The organism is Natribaculum luteum, assembly GCF_023008545.1.
In the GTDB taxonomy this organism is placed as follows: domain Archaea; phylum Halobacteriota; class Halobacteria; order Halobacteriales; family Natrialbaceae; genus Natribaculum; species Natribaculum luteum.
In genome coordinates this window covers 683,559-702,262 of record NZ_CP095397.1, presented here as the reverse complement: position 1 = coordinate 702,262, position 18,704 = coordinate 683,559, and the positions used below count along the sequence as shown (strand labels likewise).

At 55.3% G+C, this 18,704-nt stretch carries 17 protein-coding genes and 6 pseudogenes; 7 read left to right on the top strand and 16 right to left on the bottom strand.

Annotation, left to right across the window (positions count from 1 at the left end; translation table 11 throughout):
• Positions 1-37: 37 nt before the first annotated feature.
• From MU558_RS03685 to MU558_RS23225, 4 genes and pseudogenes are all read left to right on the top strand, one after another.
• Entirely contained in the window at positions 38-526 is a 489-nt protein-coding gene (locus tag MU558_RS03685; protein ID WP_246972034.1) for a hypothetical protein, read from the top strand.
• Between the two features lie 135 nt (positions 527-661).
• Positions 662-928: a hypothetical protein gene (locus MU558_RS03680; protein WP_246972032.1), complete on the top strand. Its 267-nt coding sequence runs from the start codon at positions 662-664 to the stop codon at positions 926-928.
• A 98-nt stretch (positions 929-1,026) separates the two neighbouring features.
• Complete coding sequence (locus tag MU558_RS03675; RefSeq protein ID WP_246972031.1) at positions 1,027-2,340, top strand: RNA-guided endonuclease InsQ/TnpB family protein; 1,314 nt, start codon at positions 1,027-1,029, stop codon at positions 2,338-2,340.
• A gap of 50 nt (positions 2,341-2,390) precedes the next feature.
• Positions 2,391-2,480, top strand: a pseudogene (locus MU558_RS23225) (ligand-binding protein SH3); the annotation flags it as partial.
• Positions 2,481-2,581: 101 nt separating this feature from the next.
• Here MU558_RS23225 and MU558_RS03670 read toward each other — a convergent pair.
• Positions 2,582-2,844: pseudogene (locus MU558_RS03670) on the bottom strand (type II toxin-antitoxin system RelE family toxin).
• A complete protein-coding gene (locus MU558_RS03665; RefSeq protein ID WP_246972029.1) occupies positions 2,837-3,115 on the bottom strand; it encodes a ribbon-helix-helix domain-containing protein in 279 nt (92 codons plus the stop codon). The pseudogene MU558_RS03670 and the gene MU558_RS03665 overlap by 8 nt, the downstream one beginning before the upstream one ends.
• A 77-nt stretch (positions 3,116-3,192) precedes the next feature.
• Between MU558_RS03665 and MU558_RS03660 the strand changes: the two are divergent.
• Positions 3,193-3,407: pseudogene (locus MU558_RS03660) on the top strand (restriction endonuclease); the annotation flags it as partial.
• On the opposite strand, the gene MU558_RS03655 reads toward MU558_RS03660, so the two are convergent.
• The 3 genes and pseudogenes from MU558_RS03655 to MU558_RS03645 form a co-directional block, all read right to left on the bottom strand.
• Positions 3,382-4,332, bottom strand: a complete 951-nt coding sequence (locus tag MU558_RS03655) for a MarR family transcriptional regulator (protein WP_246972028.1) — start codon at positions 4,330-4,332, stop codon at positions 3,382-3,384. The pseudogene MU558_RS03660 and the gene MU558_RS03655 sit on opposite strands and share 26 nt — an antisense overlap.
• A gap of 44 nt (positions 4,333-4,376) precedes the next feature.
• Positions 4,377-4,959, bottom strand: a pseudogene (locus MU558_RS03650) (hypothetical protein).
• A 210-nt stretch (positions 4,960-5,169) separates the two neighbouring features.
• Positions 5,170-6,768, bottom strand: a complete 1,599-nt coding sequence (locus MU558_RS03645) for a glycoside hydrolase family 71/99 protein (RefSeq protein WP_246972027.1) — start codon at positions 6,766-6,768, stop codon at positions 5,170-5,172.
• A gap of 346 nt (positions 6,769-7,114) precedes the next feature.
• Here MU558_RS03645 and MU558_RS03640 point away from each other — a divergent pair, with 346 nt between their 5' ends.
• Positions 7,115-8,068 (top strand): AAA family ATPase, encoded by a 954-nt coding sequence (locus MU558_RS03640; RefSeq protein WP_377071182.1) that lies wholly within the window; start codon positions 7,115-7,117, stop codon positions 8,066-8,068.
• Here MU558_RS03640 and MU558_RS03635 read toward each other — a convergent pair.
• The 8 genes and pseudogenes from MU558_RS03635 to MU558_RS23365 form a co-directional block, all read right to left on the bottom strand.
• Positions 8,065-9,543: a DUF7519 family protein gene (locus tag MU558_RS03635; RefSeq protein WP_246972022.1), complete on the bottom strand. Its 1,479-nt coding sequence runs from the start codon at positions 9,541-9,543 to the stop codon at positions 8,065-8,067. The genes MU558_RS03640 and MU558_RS03635 overlap by 4 nt on opposite strands.
• Positions 9,543-10,664, bottom strand: coding sequence for a DUF58 domain-containing protein (locus tag MU558_RS03630; protein ID WP_246972020.1), 1,122 nt, complete (start codon positions 10,662-10,664; stop codon positions 9,543-9,545). Before MU558_RS03630 ends, MU558_RS03635 begins: the two co-directional genes overlap by 1 nt.
• 203 nt (positions 10,665-10,867) lie before the next feature.
• Positions 10,868-11,734, bottom strand: a complete 867-nt coding sequence (locus MU558_RS03625) for a DUF7269 family protein (RefSeq protein WP_246972018.1) — start codon at positions 11,732-11,734, stop codon at positions 10,868-10,870.
• Positions 11,727-13,706 carry a DUF4129 domain-containing protein gene (locus MU558_RS03620; protein WP_246972015.1) on the bottom strand — a complete coding sequence of 660 codons (1,980 nt, stop codon included), beginning with the start codon at positions 13,704-13,706 and terminating at the stop codon, positions 11,727-11,729. The genes MU558_RS03625 and MU558_RS03620 overlap by 8 nt, the downstream gene beginning before the upstream one ends.
• Complete coding sequence (locus MU558_RS03615; RefSeq protein ID WP_246972011.1) at positions 13,703-14,125, bottom strand: hypothetical protein; 423 nt, start codon at positions 14,123-14,125, stop codon at positions 13,703-13,705. Before MU558_RS03615 ends, MU558_RS03620 begins: the two co-directional genes overlap by 4 nt.
• Before the next feature lie 335 nt (positions 14,126-14,460).
• Positions 14,461-14,607: pseudogene (locus MU558_RS03610) on the bottom strand (IS5/IS1182 family transposase); the annotation flags it as partial.
• Between the two features lie 284 nt (positions 14,608-14,891).
• Positions 14,892-15,287 carry a DUF7567 family protein gene (locus MU558_RS03605; RefSeq protein ID WP_246974802.1) on the bottom strand — a complete coding sequence of 132 codons (396 nt, stop codon included), beginning with the start codon at positions 15,285-15,287 and terminating at the stop codon, positions 14,892-14,894.
• 75 nt (positions 15,288-15,362) lie between these two features.
• The gene (locus tag MU558_RS23365; RefSeq protein WP_425607620.1) at positions 15,363-15,605 is read right to left on the bottom strand and encodes a DUF7568 family protein; all 243 of its coding nucleotides are present in this window, start codon (positions 15,603-15,605) and stop codon (positions 15,363-15,365) included.
• A 510-nt stretch (positions 15,606-16,115) separates the two neighbouring features.
• On the opposite strand from MU558_RS23365, the gene MU558_RS03600 reads away from it, so the two are divergent.
• Positions 16,116-17,276 carry a Fic family protein gene (locus MU558_RS03600; RefSeq protein ID WP_246972008.1) on the top strand — a complete coding sequence of 387 codons (1,161 nt, stop codon included), beginning with the start codon at positions 16,116-16,118 and terminating at the stop codon, positions 17,274-17,276.
• Here MU558_RS03600 and MU558_RS03595 read toward each other — a convergent pair.
• From MU558_RS03595 to MU558_RS03585, 3 genes and pseudogenes are all read right to left on the bottom strand, one after another.
• Positions 17,273-17,861 (bottom strand): annotated as a pseudogene (locus MU558_RS03595) (DUF6735 family protein). The gene MU558_RS03600 and the pseudogene MU558_RS03595 overlap by 4 nt on opposite strands.
• Positions 17,862-17,928: 67 nt before the next feature.
• Positions 17,929-18,309 (bottom strand): hypothetical protein, encoded by a 381-nt coding sequence (locus MU558_RS03590; RefSeq protein ID WP_246972005.1) that lies wholly within the window; start codon positions 18,307-18,309, stop codon positions 17,929-17,931.
• A 91-nt stretch (positions 18,310-18,400) separates the two neighbouring features.
• Positions 18,401-18,589, bottom strand: coding sequence for a DUF8012 family protein (locus tag MU558_RS03585; RefSeq protein ID WP_246974799.1), 189 nt, complete (start codon positions 18,587-18,589; stop codon positions 18,401-18,403).
• Between the last annotated feature and the right edge of the window lie 115 nt (positions 18,590-18,704).

Sequence of the window (18,704 nt, the reverse complement as noted above, 5' to 3'; positions counted from 1 at the left end):
GATAGGCTTCTCTGTCTTCGTGGATACACTTCAGCCGATGCAAACCGAGACATGGATCGAGCGAACGATCATCGACCAACTTACCACCCACGACAGACGCTACAAACACGATTACGGTGGCGTCGAAAAAACGACTGACGACCTCGTCGCAGCCTGTGTGAAACACGATCTCATCACGTCAGAGGATGAACCTGAACTCCCATCGCTCGATCAGTTTTTCGCAGCGGATGTGGATCTCGAACCGGCGGTCGAGAGCGCACTCCAGACACTGGTGGAACGGGGCCTGATCGAGCGTGTCGGGGAGCGCGAGCGGCTTGGACCACCGCTCGAACCGGGTGACTACGGGACGACAGATCTCTGGAAGCCGACAGTCGAGGGACGGGCCGAAGCGAGCGCAATTCGTGAGGCATACTCCACAGAGGTCGAAGCACTCGCGGAATCGCACGGTACAGAGTCAGACGAATTCAAGGAACAAATCGTGACGCTCGCCAGAACGTACGGCATCCTCCCGAACTACTTCGGCTAAGAACGGGTTCGGGGCTCAGACCCCAGCTTTCTCCAGCTCGTCGAGAAACGCTGGCTGATTCGAGTACTCGTCTCGGAGGAACGACACTAGATTTTCGAACCGTCGGTCACGTCCCAGCGTCTGTACCGTCTGGAGGTGTTCGGTGACCTGTCTGTAATACTTGCGCCGACTCGCGTCGGCAGCGGCCTTCTTGATCTCGCGACGATACGCATCGAAGTATGCGGCGGGATCGTGGTCTCCGAGTTGGTCGATGTAAGCTTCGAACAGGTCGAGGTCGCGGGCGTTCGTAACCGTCTCGAAGGCGTCTTCGATCCAGTCTTCTCGCAGGTAGATTTCGATTATATGCTGAACAGGCGCAATACCACGGCCTTCAGGCCATGGATACGCGCCGTCACTCAGTGACCCATTCTACCGACTCCGACAGAGCCGGATATTCCACCGTTCTCAATCCAAATCTTTACAAAAGAAACGAATATAAGCGATTATAGAGGCGTTTCACGATGCTGGAAGTCCACCGCACCCATCGAGCGAAAATCCGCAACCACTCACAGGTCGCGGAGTCGCTCGACCGGCACGGGTGGAGTGCCAGCAAGTTGTGGAACGTCGCCAACTACCATTCCCGAGAAGTGTGGGCGGAAACGGGCGAGATTCCCGACCACGAGGAGTTGAAAGACGAATTGAAGACACATCCAAAATACAAGGGACTCCATTCTCAGTCCAGTCAGCGGGTTCTGGAGGAACTCGCTGAAGCCTTCAACTCGTGGTACTCCTCGGACGACGACCGGGACAATCCGCCCGGCTACCGCAAACGCAATTACTACGATGACGAAGGCTGCCGCGTCCACGAAGAGCACCCGCGCAGCACAGTGACGTGGAAGCAAAACGGTATCCGTCACGATACGAAGAACAACCGCGTCCGGCTATCGAAAGGTGCGAATCACAAGGAACATCCCCGAGCGTGGGAATATATCCTTGTCGAATACGAAACCCGTCCCGGCGTCGCAGTCGAGAACCTGCAACAGGTTCGCGCCGTCTACGACCAGCAGAAAGAGCGGTGGGAACTCCACCTCGTATGCAAAGACGAAATCGAGACACCCACCGCTCCCGGCAACGAGACTGCCGGTATCGACCTCGGCATCAGCAACTTCGCGGCTATTGCGTACAGCACCGAAGACGCCGACCTCTACCCCGGCAACCGCCTGAAGCAAGACGGCTACTACTTCCCGAAGGAAATCGCCACATGCGACGATAGCGGTGGTGAACGAGCGACAAGGCTTCACCATACGTGGTCGGAGCGCCGCACCCACTTTTTCCACGGTCTCGCCAAGCACATCGTTGAACGGTGTGTTGAGAAGAGGGTTGGACGCATCAACGTCGGTGACTTGGAAGGCGTTCGAGAGGACGATGACGGGGAAGCAAAAAACTGGGGCAAGCACGGCAACCTCGACTTGCACGGATGGGCGTTCGACCGCTTCACCAAGATTCTCACCTACAAGGCGAAAGTTGAGGGAATCACGGTCGTGGAAGTGTCCGAACGCGATACGAGCAAGACGTGTTGCGTATGCGGTAGGGAAGACGATGGTCAGCGCGTCGAGCGCGGCTTGTACGTGTGTGAGGCGTGTGATGCGGCGTTCAATGCAGACGTAAACGGGGCGGAGAATATCCGTCTCGACCTGAATGAAAGTAACTCCGAATCTGCACCCGATTTGGGTGGGGATAGGAGTACCGGCTGGTTGGCACAGCCCGGAGTCTACCTTCACGACCTTTCCCGAGGATTCCAACCTCGGGCAGAGGTGGTAGACTGCAAACCGTAATATCCCAACCTCGGGATTCCTCCGCGTTCACGCGGAGGAGGATGTCAATCGACGAACCGGCAACGAGTGCTCGCCTCCTCTTCATTTCCGTGATTATCTTCGGGATCGTCGGGCTCCACCTCGTCTCCGGTGGCCAGTGAACTACCCCGCCCTACTCGCTCACGTTCATTCGCTCCTCGAGGGTGGGAGCTTAGAACCCTCACCCAATCGCTAACCGAAGTACAACCGTAGGTAGAGCGGATTACGGTGGGCGGTGGCGATCATAGATATTCCGCCGATGCCCGACTGCCTCAACGATGAGGACATCCTCTTCTCGATTCCACGTGATGATCGCACGGTAGTCGCCGGCGCGAAGCTTGTAGTACGGATACCCAGTGAGCTTTTCGAGGCGATGGGAGGTCCAGTCTTTCGCTTCATCGAGTTTCTTCACCAACCGCTCTTGGCTTCGGTGTCGAGTCCCTCCTGTAAATCGAGTGCTTTCGGTGTCCACTCGACCTCAGTCATCGATTCCCAGCCGGTCCTTCACTTCGTCGTGTGACACCGTCTCTCCCTGCTTCCGCTGCTTGCGACTTTCGGCCAGATGCTCGAGCACTTCCTCGGACAGCTGTGTGGGGGGATTGACAGCGTCCCGAAGCGCGTCGCAGATGAACTCAGATTTGTTCGCGTAGCCACGTTCCTCCCAGACTTCGTCGACCTGTGCCAGCAGCGACTGGGGCACCCGGACGTTGATCTTCTCCATTTCACCGTCGCCGCCGGCGTCGCTGTCAGCGCTCATGTGCTGTGATCCGTTTGTATCACGTAAGTAGATTCGGTTGGATACGCGGGACTGTGGTTGATGAGGTCGAGACTGCGCTCGAGGGAGAACCGGTCTGCACGGGCTGTGCGGTTACCGAGCGGTTCGCGCTAATGATGAAGTACTTCTACGACGAGAACAACCTCGAGGAGTACGCCGACATGCCACTCCACGAGAAGGCGGTGGAGAACAAACTGCTGGTCGGGGGTGCGTGGTCGCGATACTACTGCTCATCGTCGGCCTGCTCGTCATGGGACTCCGTACTGCTCTTTGAGCGCCATATATTCGGCTTTGTTCGGGAGGCTGACGGGCAGATTGTCTGTCCTGTCGAAGTCTCCCTGAAGTGGCCGATACAACGCGTCCACAGTAGGTTCTAGGTCGTACCACTGTGCGGTCTCTGTGAGTGTTTCCTGGTCGATATCTAGCGTCTCGATCAGCAGTATCGAATAACTGACTCGCCGGGATCCACTATCGAGAAGAAGCGTATGGCAGACGATTTCGGCCGGTGTGAGCTTTTCGTCCGGGGCATACCAAAACGGAGGCTCGCCGGCGAGGAAAAACTGCAGACCATACTCTGCAAATCGACCCAGTCCGGTCATCTCCCAGTCTGGAGCTGCTTGTAGTGCGTCCGTATCCTCAGCGGTCTGTACGCGGACGAGAGCCCGCCTCGGATCGCACCACACAATCGTTGCGCTGGGAGCGATTTCCCGGACTCGTGATCGGTGTTCGTGTTGTACGACGGTACGAGCCAACGCCAGCAGCGGCGAGACTTCGTCGCGGAGCGTGTACTCGGGATCGGATCTGGATAGTAACGCTCGGTGCTTGAGCGGTGATAACGCGCTGTGGACACCTTGTCGGGTGATCCTGAGCCGGTCTGCGATCTCAGCGATGTGTCGTGGCCTATCGAGATACCAACACACGCGGAGGGCGGCTGGCGAGAGCAGTTCAGTCCAGTTAACGTGGCTGAACTCCGATTGGAGCGTTCGATACGCTTCGGTGACCGGATGTTCCGCGGCGCGGACTCGACGGTGATTGCTGGGGCCACGGGCCTCTGCGAGCAATCCCGCTGCGAGCAACTCATCGAGTACTTCGTAGAGATGCTCTCGTGAATACCCGGTCTCAGCCGCGAGTTCCTCCGGTGTCGCTTCACGGCCGGTACTCAGCGCGTCAAGCACGGCGAGTCCGGCCTTCGTAATCATCTATGTCTTTCTAAACTCTAATTATATAAATACAATTTGGGATTTTACTTGACGATTGCTTCGTCACGAACCAGCTCTATGAGCGCGTCCTCCAGTGACCCGTGGAATTGCCAGTTCGCCGACTCGAAGGCCTCGTCGGTCGGACCGTCCCAGCGGGGGAATGCCGAGTGACCGCTCACTTTGACCGTCCACTCAGCCGGCTCGTCGAAGGGGTTCTCCGTCGGGAGTTCCACGACGTAGAGATACTCTTCGTCGCCGTGAATGCCGTCAGCTGGATCCTCGATGCCGTGGCCCAGTAGGAACAGCGGCTGGTTGAGGTGCTCCATGTTGGCCGGCTCAAGGAGATCCGTAGGCTGGGCTGCGTCGATCGTTCGCTCCGGGTCTCCATCCAGATACAGGCCGACCGTCGAGAGCTTGTCGAGAAACACGAACGCGGCTGCCGTGTAGCCCGGCCCGCGCTCGGCGCGGGTCGCATCGAGGAGGTCTTTCAGCTGTGTAAGATCCCGGAGGACGCTCGCCGGGTCCCCATCTGAATGCCGGTACACCTGGTGCGACGCGGTTGTCATCGTTTGGTTCGCCGTCCTGGTCGACTCGCTGGACGAATCGGAGCTGACTTCGTGTCGACATCGATCATCGCCGGCATGAGTGCGCCGGCACCCATCGCCGGCGCAGCAGCAACATGCCGTAGTGGTAGACAGCGTGCGTCCCACTAAGCTCCACCCGGTCTTCTGAATACTGAAGGCGGTTTCGCACTCATATTGAAAACATAATTTTATTACATAGATAATATCGACATAACGCAGAATCAGTCCGCAAAATTAAAAAAGTGCTACTGACTCAACCCGTAGAGTACGTGTTCCAAGCGCCACCGATTGCAATTGTGCCCATCTGAGTATCTCCGATTCGAACAGTGACAGTGATGTTATCTGTTACTGCTCGTGCCACCAATATAAGTTCTGAAATGTCTGTCGTCGGGACAAAAAGCCGTGTCTGTGCAGTTTCACCCCCGAACCAACGCCACGTCCGCTCGCCGTCGGATTCGGAACCGTATACCCCCTCGGTGAAGAATGTCTGCCCTTCGTCGCCACCAATGTCGACCGCCAGTGTTCCATCAGCGGTCGCTACGCGAAGCTGGTCTACCATGACCGCGAGCTCTCGGGTGTCGTCGCTGTCTGGATTCTGTTCGGCCGGTTCGACCGTCTGTTCGTACTCGAGGACAATCGGTGTTAACGCTGGACTGGATGGCGTCTCCCAGTCGGTCCGTGCGAGTTCCTCTGCGACGGTCTCGAGATATGTCATGTCATACTCCTCGCTAGGCTCGATGGCCGAGTATTCCGGCCACTCGTTGAATGAGGTGATCACGATAGCGTCGTGATCACCCAAGCCGCGGAGCTGTCGGCAGTGGTCCCGGAAGCGCTCGGGGCTCCGCTCAAGCGCCGGGAGAAGGCGATCATCGCGGAATTCCGCCGGTGCCTCCCTGTGGTCGAATCCTGGCGTCACCGTCGGGATGAACTCAAGATTGTACTCATGGGCCGCCGCCCGCCATCGCTGGTGGTTCTCGATCACCGCCGTGTCGAACGCGTCGAGAAACGCCTCGTCAGGGAAGTAAGAATGATAATCCAACACGGCGTCGAAGGTTTCCGCATTGTAGCTCATCCGACGTGGCTGGTTGTAGTAGTCCGGGCCGCCGATGACGTACGCGTCGACGTCAACAGCGTCCCGTGCTGCCTGGAACACCCCCGGCATGTCACCCTTCGCACCGCTCGTCGACCAGAAGTACAGCGGTGGGCGGTCGTCTCCCAATCGGAGGTAGTTCGGGTCCGGCACGTGATGATCGGCCCAATGAGTGAACCAGCGTGTAATTAGCTCCTCCGCCCGTGGGTGGTCGAAGTCGAACCGGCCATCGTCGTCCCTGATCTCCGGTGGGAACCCGACGAGCAGCGTGAAGTTCATTTGATCGGCGTAGTCCGCCTCGAACACGACGTCCCGAATCGTGGTGTCGATTGGACCGTCCGGGCGGCCACCGGTGATGATCCACCAGTTAATGCCGTGTTCGAGACACCACTTCATATGTTGGTTGACGACCTCTACGTCCCTGGAGTCGTATGCACCGAGTTCCGGTGTGCCGGGTGTGGCAGAGAGCCACGAGTCCGGAGCATCTGTGGAGAGAAACTGACCACCGAAGCCCTCGTCTCCCCAGTACCACGCGTAGTACTGGACGCCGATGAGCTTGTCGTGGTCGATCTCGTCGACGGGGTCCGAGGTGGACGTTGTTGTTTCCTCTGTTGGTGTCTCCGACGGTGGTGTCGCCGTCGGCGTTCGCTCTTGACCCGATGGTGTCTCCAACTGGTTCTCGTTACTCGAACAACCCGCCAGACCGGCAATCCCGGCGCCACCGAGTTGTAGGAGCCGACGGCGCCGTAGTTCCTCACGCATAAAGTGACAATATTGAGAAATACCAAATAAGCCCTTTGGCTGGATTGGAAGCCAACTCGACGTGACGTACTCTGGGCGATAGTGTAAAATCGCCAAATTAATTGGTCGCGTCACAAAGCCGTCTAGAGTTTCCCGCTGAGAGTCGCGGCGGCACCTTACTACAGACAGTGATCCTGCGTTAGAATGGCGTGTACCGAGTGCACGTAGTTTAGAGATCGTTAGAGATAGGCACCACCGGACCGTCTACTCAACCACCGCTCGAAACTCTAGACTGCTTTGAGACGGCACCAACATATTTCCAAAGTATCAATAGGTTACTTGTTGAATATACTGATAGATAATCATGGTGGACTCGGATAAGACTATGGAAGCTGTACTTGATGCTGTTTCGGATGTAGTCGTTGCAGACGAGGAGTTTCTCAAGCAGATTCTTTCAGGGATCGTGGCGAATGGGCATATTCTGATTGAGGACGTCCCAGGAACAGGTAAGACGCTTACGGCTCGTAGCATCGCGACTGCGTCAGGCCTATCGTTCAAACGGATACAATTTACGCCTGATCTCTTGCCAGCAGACGTGACGGGTTCGTATATTTTCAACGAGGAGCATAACACATTCGAGTTCCGTGAAGGGCCTATCTTCGCAAACGTCGTGTTAGCAGATGAGATTAACCGTGCGCCGCCGAAGACGCAAGCAGCGCTTCTTGAAGCGATGGCGGAGGGTCAGGTGACTGTCGACGGCAAGAGTCACGATCTTCCATCACCGTTCTGCGTGATTGCAACAATGAATCCTGTCGAGCAGGAGGGAACGTTTAGGCTCCCGGAGGCCCAACTAGACCGGTTCTGGCTGAAAACAGAGATTGGATATCCTGATCGAGAAGGAGAATTGTCATTGTTACTGGCTCGTACTGAGCGAAGCAATTCGATACCAACCATAGAACAGGTAACTACCCGTGAACAGGTGCTTGATTTGCAGGCTGCGGCAGAGTCAGTCACCGTTGATGAAGATCTCTGTCGATACATCCTAGATATCGCACGGGCGACACGCTCCTCCAGGGATGTTGAGATTGGTGTCTCACCGCGCGGCACACAACGGTTGCTTGAGGTTGCCAGGGTCTGGGCGCTTATCAACGGTCGCGGCTATGTCATTCCTCATGATATAAAAACCATCGCTCAGCCAGTACTAGCCCACCGACTTGTTCTTGAACCAGAAGCGCAGGCGCGGAATATCCGTAAGACTGAAATCATCGAAAGTGCGCTGTCTACTATCGAGGTGCCGACAACAGAGGAATTGGAAACTTAGATATATCGGAGTGCTAATGCAAATGTGACGCCGGCGAACAGCAACGGGCTGAGAATCAGGAGTGATGGGGCTTTACCACTTTGTAGTGATACTGTGATTGAATATGTCCCTAGTGCGATGACAACCGCGAGACCGCCGACAGCACCACTTGCCAATCCATGAGCGAGTTCATTCTGGATAGCGTTGAACCGTCCGTTGAGCTGCTCACCTAGCGTGACACCGTTCTCGAGTATATCCCAGGTTAGGATGGATCCGATAAGACAGCATGCAACGACTGGCGGCCATGCTCCAGTAAAGCCTAATAGTGCAGCCCCAAGGAACAATCCCGCACTTGTAGTTGCTGGTACCCCTCGGGACTCAAGCCGGTAAATAACCCCCGTACTCAGCCAGAGTGTCGTGAGAGCGACTGATAAGAGGACAAAGATGAGACCAGATGAGAGTGCTGCGATGCCAATCAATTGTTCCATTGAAAATCCGTTATAGCCGGGAACGTGGACCAAGAATCGGTTCAAAACCAACTCGTTAGGGGCAAGCGTGAACGTGGTTGTTACGGAGATAGTCAAGATGAATGGAACAACTAGATACGATACTAGTGTTACCGCCTGTTCAAGACGCGCCCATCGAATGATCCGCAACACGAAAGACAAACAAAGAAGCGTGAGCAGTACCGCCTCGGCACCGAAAAATAGTGGTTGTAGCTCCAATATTGAGGGGATACCGCTAAGGACCGTTTCACTCCCAGAGAACATGCTAAGCCTCGAGATCACGTAGATGAGGGGTGGTCCAAGAGCAACGAATCCAATAATAAATATAGCTTTCAGGCCGAGTCGCGAGACTCGTCGTTGCTGGGAATAACTTATCAGATCAAGTTGTTTGAATTGACTGCTCGTAGCGTAGATTAGCAGGTACACCGCAAAGAGATGAATCAGAGTGATGGAAGCGGAAACTTGCATTCCCTCCTTTGAGATGGTTCTCAAATATGCTGAATGGGTGCTAGTAATGGCACTGGTGGCCGCATTCAGAGACAAGGAGGGAGAGTTTAGTAGAACAAGCCCCAGAATCAATGGGGTGATTGCTACTTGTACAAGCAACTTGCTATGAATCCTGAATAATGAGGGATCAGTATATCCCACTGCGACAAATGCAAGTGTGGCAACGCCAGAGATAGCGAAACCAGCGGCTACTGCCGCAATTGGAGGTGTATTGAAACTTGTGACAGCAATGGATGCGACAATTAAGAGAGTTCCAACGAAAGTAGCTATTCCGCCAGTTGACACCCCGATCGGCGTCTGTTTCTCCAGTGCAACAAGGCCTCCTGCAAGGACAAATCCGCCACCAACAGCAGCGATGGCCGCGAGGCCACCGCTAACCATAGTTGGATGTACTGTCAGTAGTATCACCGCGGTGGTCACGATTCCAATCAGCGTCGCAGTCGCGACACTAGTCACTGGAAGGGTAATATGCTCGCTTCTCATCACAAATCCTCCATGAGAGCCGCTGAAAGCGGATCACTGGTGTCCCAGTCGACAACAGCGACGCTTTCCTCCCGCAACGTTCGGATCCGGATTTGTCTATGCTGTGAACTCATCTTCGCACCTGGGCTCTCACGGTCTGTGATATCCGGCGAAACAACCGACACTCCGTAACCGTGAGCACTAAGCGTTTTGACGAGACTTCCAGGCTCGTCGTCGAGCAGCGGTGTGAATACGATACACTGTCCATAGTCTGGAAGCGATGATAGCAGCGTTCTGATCTCGTCTGTCTTTGTCTTGTCCCAGATCTCGAAATCTGGGCGGACTGAATCTGTCACGAACGGGTTATCAGTCGGATCAGCGTTATCTGGTGTCGAATTTTGTCTGTCTGTGATCGCTGGTTTGATTGGCTGTAACGCCTCGTGTTCTTCAAACGCTGCTTTCGCTTTGACAGTGTGATCCGTTCCTGAAGCAGGTGCTACTGCCAAAACATCATGTGAATAGAACCCGACGCCGACATGATGGTTAGCATCCGAGAGGACAGCGAAGTGCTGTTCGGCTGCATACACGCTTAGCTCGACTGCAGTTGGCTGTTCAACCGATGCCTGTCGGAATGCGATCGACCGCGTATCGATCAGGAGGTGAATGGTCGCAGCCTTCTCTTGATGGTATTTGACCGTTGAGAGTTCGCCCGTTTGAGCGTAGCGCCGCCAGTTAATCCGGTTCAACGTGTCCGATGAACGATACTCGCGAACAGAATGAAACGCCGCTCCGCTCCCACCGCTTTCCGTCAGGACTTGTCCAACTAGTTTTGAAGTCTGTGTTCCTGGCGGTCTAGTATTGATCGGTCGCTTGCATTTGAGTATCGTTTCAATATTGTGATCGTCACGCCGAGCAACGGTCCCGCTTGGTATATACGAAATCGTCGTTATCGGCCTGAACTCGTATGTTCCTTGACGAGCTGTGACCGTGTATTCGAATGTCTCACTTTCCCCTGGCTGGAGCAACATACCGGCGCGGGGTGAGCCACTGTTAATACCGAGCTCCGGTGGCACGCCATCAATAATTCTTAGGTCGGATATTACCCTTGTTCCTGTGTTTGTCACAGTGATTTTCACGTTCACGTCATCACCAGGTTCTGGTGGATTTGGTGATAACGAGCGCTCGAAATTGACTGACAGTGGTGGCTCGCGGACAAGTGCTCCATATGCGGAAAATGTTAGCGGTATTGAACTAAAGCTGAGTAACATACTACTGCGAAGGGAAATTCCGAGTGCCGCTAGAACTAATGCCGCCACCACCAATGAGTCCCACCGACGAGTCCGAATCATACGTTATCACGCTCTGTTACATTATCAAGTTCCTGAATAGTGCGCACGGCTCGTCGTTTGACTGAGGGTTCTGCGCTCACCCAGTCAAGCAGCTTGTACCGGATTGGCATGTCTGGTGTGTCTGCTCCCCCGACAAATGCTGCGATATCCTTTTGATCGGTCCATTCACCGTGCTTGACAACCTTCTCAGCATGTTCCCGTTTCCAACCATTATGTGTCACGAGACTTTCCACGACCAGTTCGCGTAGATATGCGCGCATATCGTTCTCTGAGCTCTGCCACTCAAGATCATCACTGCCCAATTTCATTAGTTGGTGATCAATATCGTGACCGGCCTTTGTCTGAGACTGACGATGAACTTCCTCCGGTGGTGAGACATCCTCAATAACCTGTTTTGTTCCATTCCAAGAAGTAAGCATAACAATAACAAAAACGAGTGCAGCTACGAGCCCTCCGAGAACGTAAAACGGTATATTTCTTGACTGTCTGGCCTGCTCAGCCCAGCTAGCGAGTTCTAGGGGAACTATACCTGGCCGAATCCAGATTGCGACCCCAATGCCCATGAGCATGATCCCAGTGACAAGTAGCCCGATAGACACCCAATGTGACGACTCTGGAGATTCGCCGTCAACGTTGTCGGCCGTTGGGCTGGATTTATCATCAGATCGGGTGGCCTCAGCATGCTTATTCCGCTGTGGTTCTTCGTCATCGTCGGCAGTTTCAGTGCCCTTGATCTGCTGTGAGTCTTCGTCATCTTCGGTAGTGTCAATGTCTTCACCGTAGACAAACCATCGTATCTGAATCAGAGCGACTACGATGAACGCTAATATAAGCAACAGAAACACTGAGTTCTGTTCAGTCATTGGTATCATCTCCATTTAACGCGTCAACGATGTGTGAGGCGGTGTCAGTCATTTCGGGAGTTGCTTTGTGGTCTCCGTATCGGAGTTTACGAAAGGCATGTGCCAGTTTTTTGACCGAGTTTGATGGATATCCTTTCTCGGACGCTTGTTCGGCGACCTCAGTTGGCGTCCACTCTGGTTGCCGACCGGCGGCTATCTCTAGTTCTTCCCATGCATCGAAGATCAACTGTACATTTTCGACAGACACCTCTGTTTCTTCATCTAGTAGCTTGTCAACCGCTCCAGTAGAGACTGTCTCCGCCGTTGAGTTTCCGTCACCGACATGCCGCTGTCGCAACGCTTGTCTTATACGTCCTGGAAGGTCTGCAATCCAAGTCGCGATAGCCATCCACGACGCTGGATCACGGATGATTGTAGAGATCTCAAGGAGCCAGCGGCCAGCCGACACTAACCGACGCAGGATAGCCAATTGCGCACGGAAGAGCGTACCAGTTAGGTCCCGTTTCGCGGCCACTAACCAGTGCTGGCCGCGGTTGATTAGCTGTCGGAGATTACGTACGGCCGCGGTTGTATATTCTATCAATCTAATATATATGTTTGTTACAGACCCCACCATATAGAAGGGAAGCCGTTGAATATTCTCACCGATGTGACCAATAGTATACCGAATCTTACTGACTGACCGATAGCGGATGACAACGGCCAAACCAAGGAGTGAAACCCCGATTCCGTATAAGAGCCAGTACAGCCAGAGATTATACGGCCCGGCAGTCGCCCGTATTGTACCCCGCTCGGCTACGACCATTCCATGGGTCGTCGCTTGCAGCAGACGGAACGTTGCTTGTCCATCATCCCCCGTTGTGGTGTACTCCTTATTTGCGAACATAACGTCGACGCCTTCGACTGGTTTTCCACCGTTTGTAATGGTGGCAGTGACCTCAAGTCCGGGTATAACGCGGCTATCGACTGTGAGATTAGCATCAGTCATAGTCGTCACCTGCCTTTCGGCTGAAAATTCCCCTCGTTTTGCAATAACTGTTGTTTCATTCTTAAATGGGAAAGTAATATTCGCCCTGCCATTACTATCAGTTATTGTCGATGAGTTGGCAACTCGAACAGATGCATTCGTCACTGGAGAATTAGCAACTGTAACACGAACCTCAGTGGCGGTCCCAGCGTAGGCTCTCTCATCGATATTGATATTAAGATCCTTTGAGACGAGTATCGACTCGTTTCCTATTAGGGTACCTTTCTCAACGATAACAGATGTGTTACGCTGGAACGGCACAGTGATCATTGCTGTCCCGTTCTCGTCGGTCCTAGCCGTTTTACCATCGACCTGTACACGACCATTAGTTACGGGCACACCATCGATGTGTGCATGCACCTTCATCTCCGAGCCAGGAATGGAATCCTGTGGCAGTGACACCGAGATGGTTGACGAGAGATTGTACCGGCGAGTCGTTTTGTCCGAGTTCTGTTCTATCGTGCTCCTATCCTGAATTGACGTTTGGGTGGATGGAGCCGCTCCTTGCCCCATCTGCCGAAATTCACGATTTTGAATCCTATCGGTTTGAGCACTATACTGCATGGTATTAATCGGCTCACGGATACTGCGGTGAGAGTTTGTTTCTCTACTGGTTTCTGGATCACGACGGGCTGTTACGTTAAGAATCTCCGTGTATGGGACCTCAGCTTCTATCTGCCCACGATTGTCCGTCTCATCAATTACATTTTTGTTGAACAGAATCTCCACGCCGGCAGCTGGCTCTCCATCGGCAGTAACGGTGACTGTAATTGTTCTACCTGGAACTGGTTCTGGATCGAGACTAATGTTAAGCGGGTTCGTTCCTCCTTCGTCGCTATTGGCCACCTGATCTCGGCTTGATTCCTCTTCGCTGTCCGCATTTTGTGTCTCTGATTGCTCAGAGGTATCTCCGTCCCCGCTTCTTGATCCAACACTTCTATTCATACTTCCCGACTCGTCTGTTTCTCCCCCACTACTCTCGGACCCAGTAGTCGTTTCTCCACTGTCCCCTGCACCAGTTGTGTCTTCTCCACTGTCCCCTGCACCAGTTGTGTCTTCTCCACTGCCCCCTGCACCAGTTGTGTCTTCTCCACTGCCCCCTGCACCAGTTGTGTCTTCTCCACTGCCCCCTGCACCAGTTGTGTCTTCTCCACTGCCCCCTGCACCAGTTGTGTCTTCTCCACTGCCCCCTGCACCAGTTGTGTCTTCTCCACTGCCCCCTGCACCAGTTGTGTCTTCTCCACTGCCCCCTGCACCAGTTGTGTCTTCTCCACTGCCCCCTGCACCAGTTGTGTCTTCTCCACTGCCCCCTGCACCAGTTGTGTCTTCTCCACTGCCCCCTGCACCAGTTGTGTCTTCTCCACTGCCCCCTGCACCAGGTGTCCCTTCTCCGCTGAGCTCACCATCGCTTGCTGAGGTTGTGGTCTCGTTTTGCTCGCCCCCGATTAAGTTTCCATCAGCTGCGTTGCTTCTGAGTGCTGGATCTGTCTCCCCCCCAAGTTTTTTTATAACTCCTTCATCCGACACTGACACGTTCGCACCGGCGAGCCCAAGACTACTAATACAGAGAACAGTAGCGAGGATAACACCTACACTCCGTCTATCCATTGACGGCGAATAGTGTGTGATATGATAATAGTTTTGCGGAATAATATGTGGTCCTGAATCTTAACCAAGAGAGCGTGTCATAGAATCCAACTCATAGCTTGAGTTTCTCACGTCCTGGATCACCTCCTCGCTCGTAGTTGGTGATTGCAATCACGATCCGGAGACACAGCACAACGAACACTTCTGTTCGTGCGTGGACGCGGCATTGGGCGCGAACGTGCCCGAGGCCGCAGCCCTTGGGGTCGCGTCGCAAAGCCGTCTAGAGTTTGCCGCTGAGAGTCTCGACGGCATCTTACTATAGACCGTGATCCTGCGTTAGAATGGCGTGCACCAAGTGCACGTAGTTTAGAGAGCGTTAGAGATAGCACTACCGGATCGTCTACTCAACCACCGCTCGAAACTCTAGACTCTAGACCGCTTTGAGACGCGACACATTATCTGAGCGGATCGTGCGGGATGTGCGCTCACGGTTCAGTAGAGCCGCTGATATCTGTCACCGACTGTCGGTTTTCGACATAGCTATTATGCCAGATGTGACAGTTCTTCTGCTTCCTCCACGTCGTCGAACTCGCCACGCTCGATCGGCCCCCAGTCCTCACCCGGCTCCGGACTCCACCAATCGACCTCGTAGGTGTCCGGTGCGCCAAGAACCTTCACTCGCGCCGAACCATCCGGAAGATCGTGACGCAGCTTCTCGTCGACGTGGAGTTTCCAAGTCGTGGCGATGTCGAAGCGGGCGAGCACAGCCTCCTCGTACCCGCGTGTTTCTCGGGATTCTTGGAGTTCGACCTGCGTGCTGCAGTTCTTGTAGAACACTCCCTCGAAGGGAATGTGGCTGAATATCTCGTGCCCGCAGACGGGCCACCAGAGGAACTCGAACAGTGCCTCACCGTGTCGGTCGAGTACTTCGAGACTCATTGTTGGACTGACCCGGTCGAACCGGGCCAACCTTTCCTGCCCGGACGAAAAACAGCGCTACGGGCGTACTCTCACTCAACGCTCGGCACCGTAGATGATGCGCGATGGAGCTTCGTAGCCGCAGTCGGGGCAATCGAACCAGCGCTCTACTTTCGGCCCGTCTGCTGATTTCTCACCGACGAGGACGTCGTCGCGCATGATCTCTTGTCCTCCTCTTCTGGCCGACCGTCGGCTACTCCGTGTGTCAGGATTCGAAAAGGCAAGGTTACAGCGGAAGCAGCGCGAAAGCCCACGACTGAAGTCCTGTCTCTTACCCACAAGTTGCGCTACCAGTCTGCGAGCGATCCATCGGAGAGTGGGCGATCGAGATACCAGTATTCAGCGCCTTTCGCCGGATGAAATCCGTAATTGTGGATCCGAACGCAGTCGACTCGAGTACCACGCTCCGTACCGAGCGTCGATCTCGTCTCTCTTCCTGTGGGTCTCAGCTCGTGCTCGCCCGCCTCGAGAGCCTCCGAAACGCCGCTTTCGCGAGACTCCGACATATGGGTAAGAGACAGGACTGAAGTCGCGGGAGAAGTCAGTCATCACCCCGTCTTCGGGCTGATGTGCTCGGCATACTCTGAATTCTTGGCTTGCTGATCAATCTCGAGGTGCATCACTTCAGCTAGGCGATGGTCGTCTGTCCGTTATGTACTGACGATGGCGGTGGCGATTTGCATAACGAATTCCAAGTATCTCTATCTTGGAACGGAGTGAGCTCACTTTTAGATAGCGATATCGAGATTCCGTTATCTATATTCCCATGGCTATGTGAGTTAGATAACAATGCGACCTGAAGACTTTGGTGAGGGCGCTCCGGGCGAGGTGGAGATGGTCGACGGCATCTTCGCATTCAGTCCCGACCCACTCCCCCCAGATCTTGACGCCACACACGGGCTGGTTGACGAGAACGGGGATGCGATGCATGCCGTGGGTCAGCTCTCCGATCTGGATACGTGGCTCGATTCGCCGGAGGTCATTCTGAGTCCCCTCATCCATCGTGAGGCTGTCGACTCCTCGAATATCGAGATGACGACGCGACTCACGCTCTCGGACATCTACCGGCGGGAAGCCGGCGAAGAGCCGGGACAGACGGCAACGGAACGTGCTGATATTACGGAAGCACAAAACTACGTCGAGGCAATTACGACTGGAATTGAAGCGCTCCGCCAGGGTGCTGCCTTGGATCGGGATTTACTGTGCCAGCTGCATGAAATCTTACTACGAGGTGCGCGCGGCGAAAAAAAGAACCCAGGAGAATTTCGTGAAGACCTTGTAGGGATTGATCAGCCGGGAACGCCGCTCAGCAAGGCCCGGTTCGTTCCGACACCACCGGCGAGTATTCCGTATGCACTCCGAAGCCTGCTCCAGTATATTCGGTCAGGACCTACGTACGCGCCGCTGGTCGACCTGGCGCTGATCCATTACCAATTCGAGACGATTCATCCATTTCAGGACGGCAACGGGCGGCTCGGTCGCCTTCTCGTGATGCTGGCGCTCTACAAGTGGGAACTGTTGCCCGGTCCGTATCTGTATCCGTCGTCGTATTTCAACGCGAACCGTGATGCCTACCTCGACAGGCTGCTGGCCGTGAGTCGTGACGGTGCCTGGACAGAGTGGGTGTCGTTTTTCATTCAGGCCATCGCCGAACAGGGACGTGAGGCATATACTGTCGCCCGAGAACTGCTCGCCCTGCGTGATCGTTATCGGGAGCAGTACCAAGGCCAGGGTGTCGTCATCCGCGAGCTCCTCGATTTCATCATCGAACACCCGTATCTCACCGAACCACAGGCAGTCGACGGGCTGGATCGATCACAACCGGCGGTCAATCAGGCCATCCGACGCCTCTGGGACGACGACGTGTTACGAGAGACAACTGGTCAACAACGAAACCGCCGATACGAAGCCCCTGAAGTCCTTGAGATCGTCGAACCGTACAATCCCTAATCGGGACGAACTGTGCTCCGGTCGGAGTTGGGGATGCGCAACTCCTGTCGCTCCTCAACCCACTCGTCGAGTTTCTATTCAGATATTGTTTCGCCGTCGACGGTGTGATCGCGCCCTTGTCGATCATGTTGCCGACGACATCCTTGAGCGCTTGGAACCGCCCCTGCAGGTGGCCGTCGCCAACCGCTTCACCATTGTACCAGCGCACAGTCGCGAGCGCCCCGTTCTCGACCGTCTCTCCCTGTTCGACTGTCTCCGAGTCGTACTGCAGGCCGAACTACAGCGTCCGATACGCGGTCACCTCGACGACGATCTTGTCGAGCGTGAGGCCGGTGGCGCGGGGCTTCGGCTCGACGACGGTCGGTCTTCGCCGGCGAGGTAGCCGTCGACGGCATCTGCCTCGAGGCCATCGGCCAGCTCCGCCAGCAGCTGTTTCGCCCACTTGGAGTCGGTGTCTTCGCCACCGAACGGCGACTCAGCCGAGATTCGGTGTTTGAGCTTCAGGTTCGCTGCGCCCCAATGGGTGTAGTGGAGCGTGTACTGTCCATCGGTCCGTTTGTACGCAACGAGTGTGCGGTGTCCCATCGAGCAATCACCTCGCAGGGCGACCGCGACTGGATTGCCCCGCACCCTTCCCGGAGGACGAACAACCCTACTCGTCGATCGGCTCGGGGGAACTGAGGTCCGCGTGCAGAACCTCGCCGTCGCGAACGACGTACCACTTCGCCAGCACGGGGAAGCGGCACTTCGTGAACCCGGCCGTCTGAATATCGAGTTCCTCGTCGGCTTCGAGATAGTCGGCGAGTTCTCGCAAGAACTCGAGGGTCACGATTCCACCGTCGTAGTCCGGGAGGCCGTTCTCCCGCGCCTCGTATACCTCGAAGTCGTCGTACCCCCAGATGGTGAGATCTCTGTCTTCAGTGACCTCCCAATCGAGCGTCCCGAAGCAGTAGCTCTCACAGAGCTCGCGGACAGCCTGCGGATCCGACACGATCGCGCCGGTCGACGTCGTCGCAGCTTGCAGTGTCGCCATGTCTGGACTTCACGGGGTCGCCCCCGCACCCCTGTCGGGGGCGATAAACCGACGCGAGAGGTGGCTCCCGAGGCGTGGCCGGGGACTCCAGTTAGGAGTCTGCGTGGGCGTCCGCCCCGGCTCCGTCGCCCGGCCGCGTGAGAAGGCTCACCTCTTCCAAGAGGTCTCTCACGGTCTCGACTCGCTCTCGATCCGCGTCGTCCAACCGGTCGACGTCGAGCCGTTTGAGATTGCTGAGTACACGATGCATCCGGTAGCCCTGTTTGAATTCTTGCTCCATCGGAAGCGCCTCACCGCTCGCCGGCGCGGAAAGACTCCCCATTGAGACTGGCGTCGGGCTTGCAGGAGATCACGGCCTTAACCAACGAACCTCGGAGCTACGTTCAGTCTGTTGG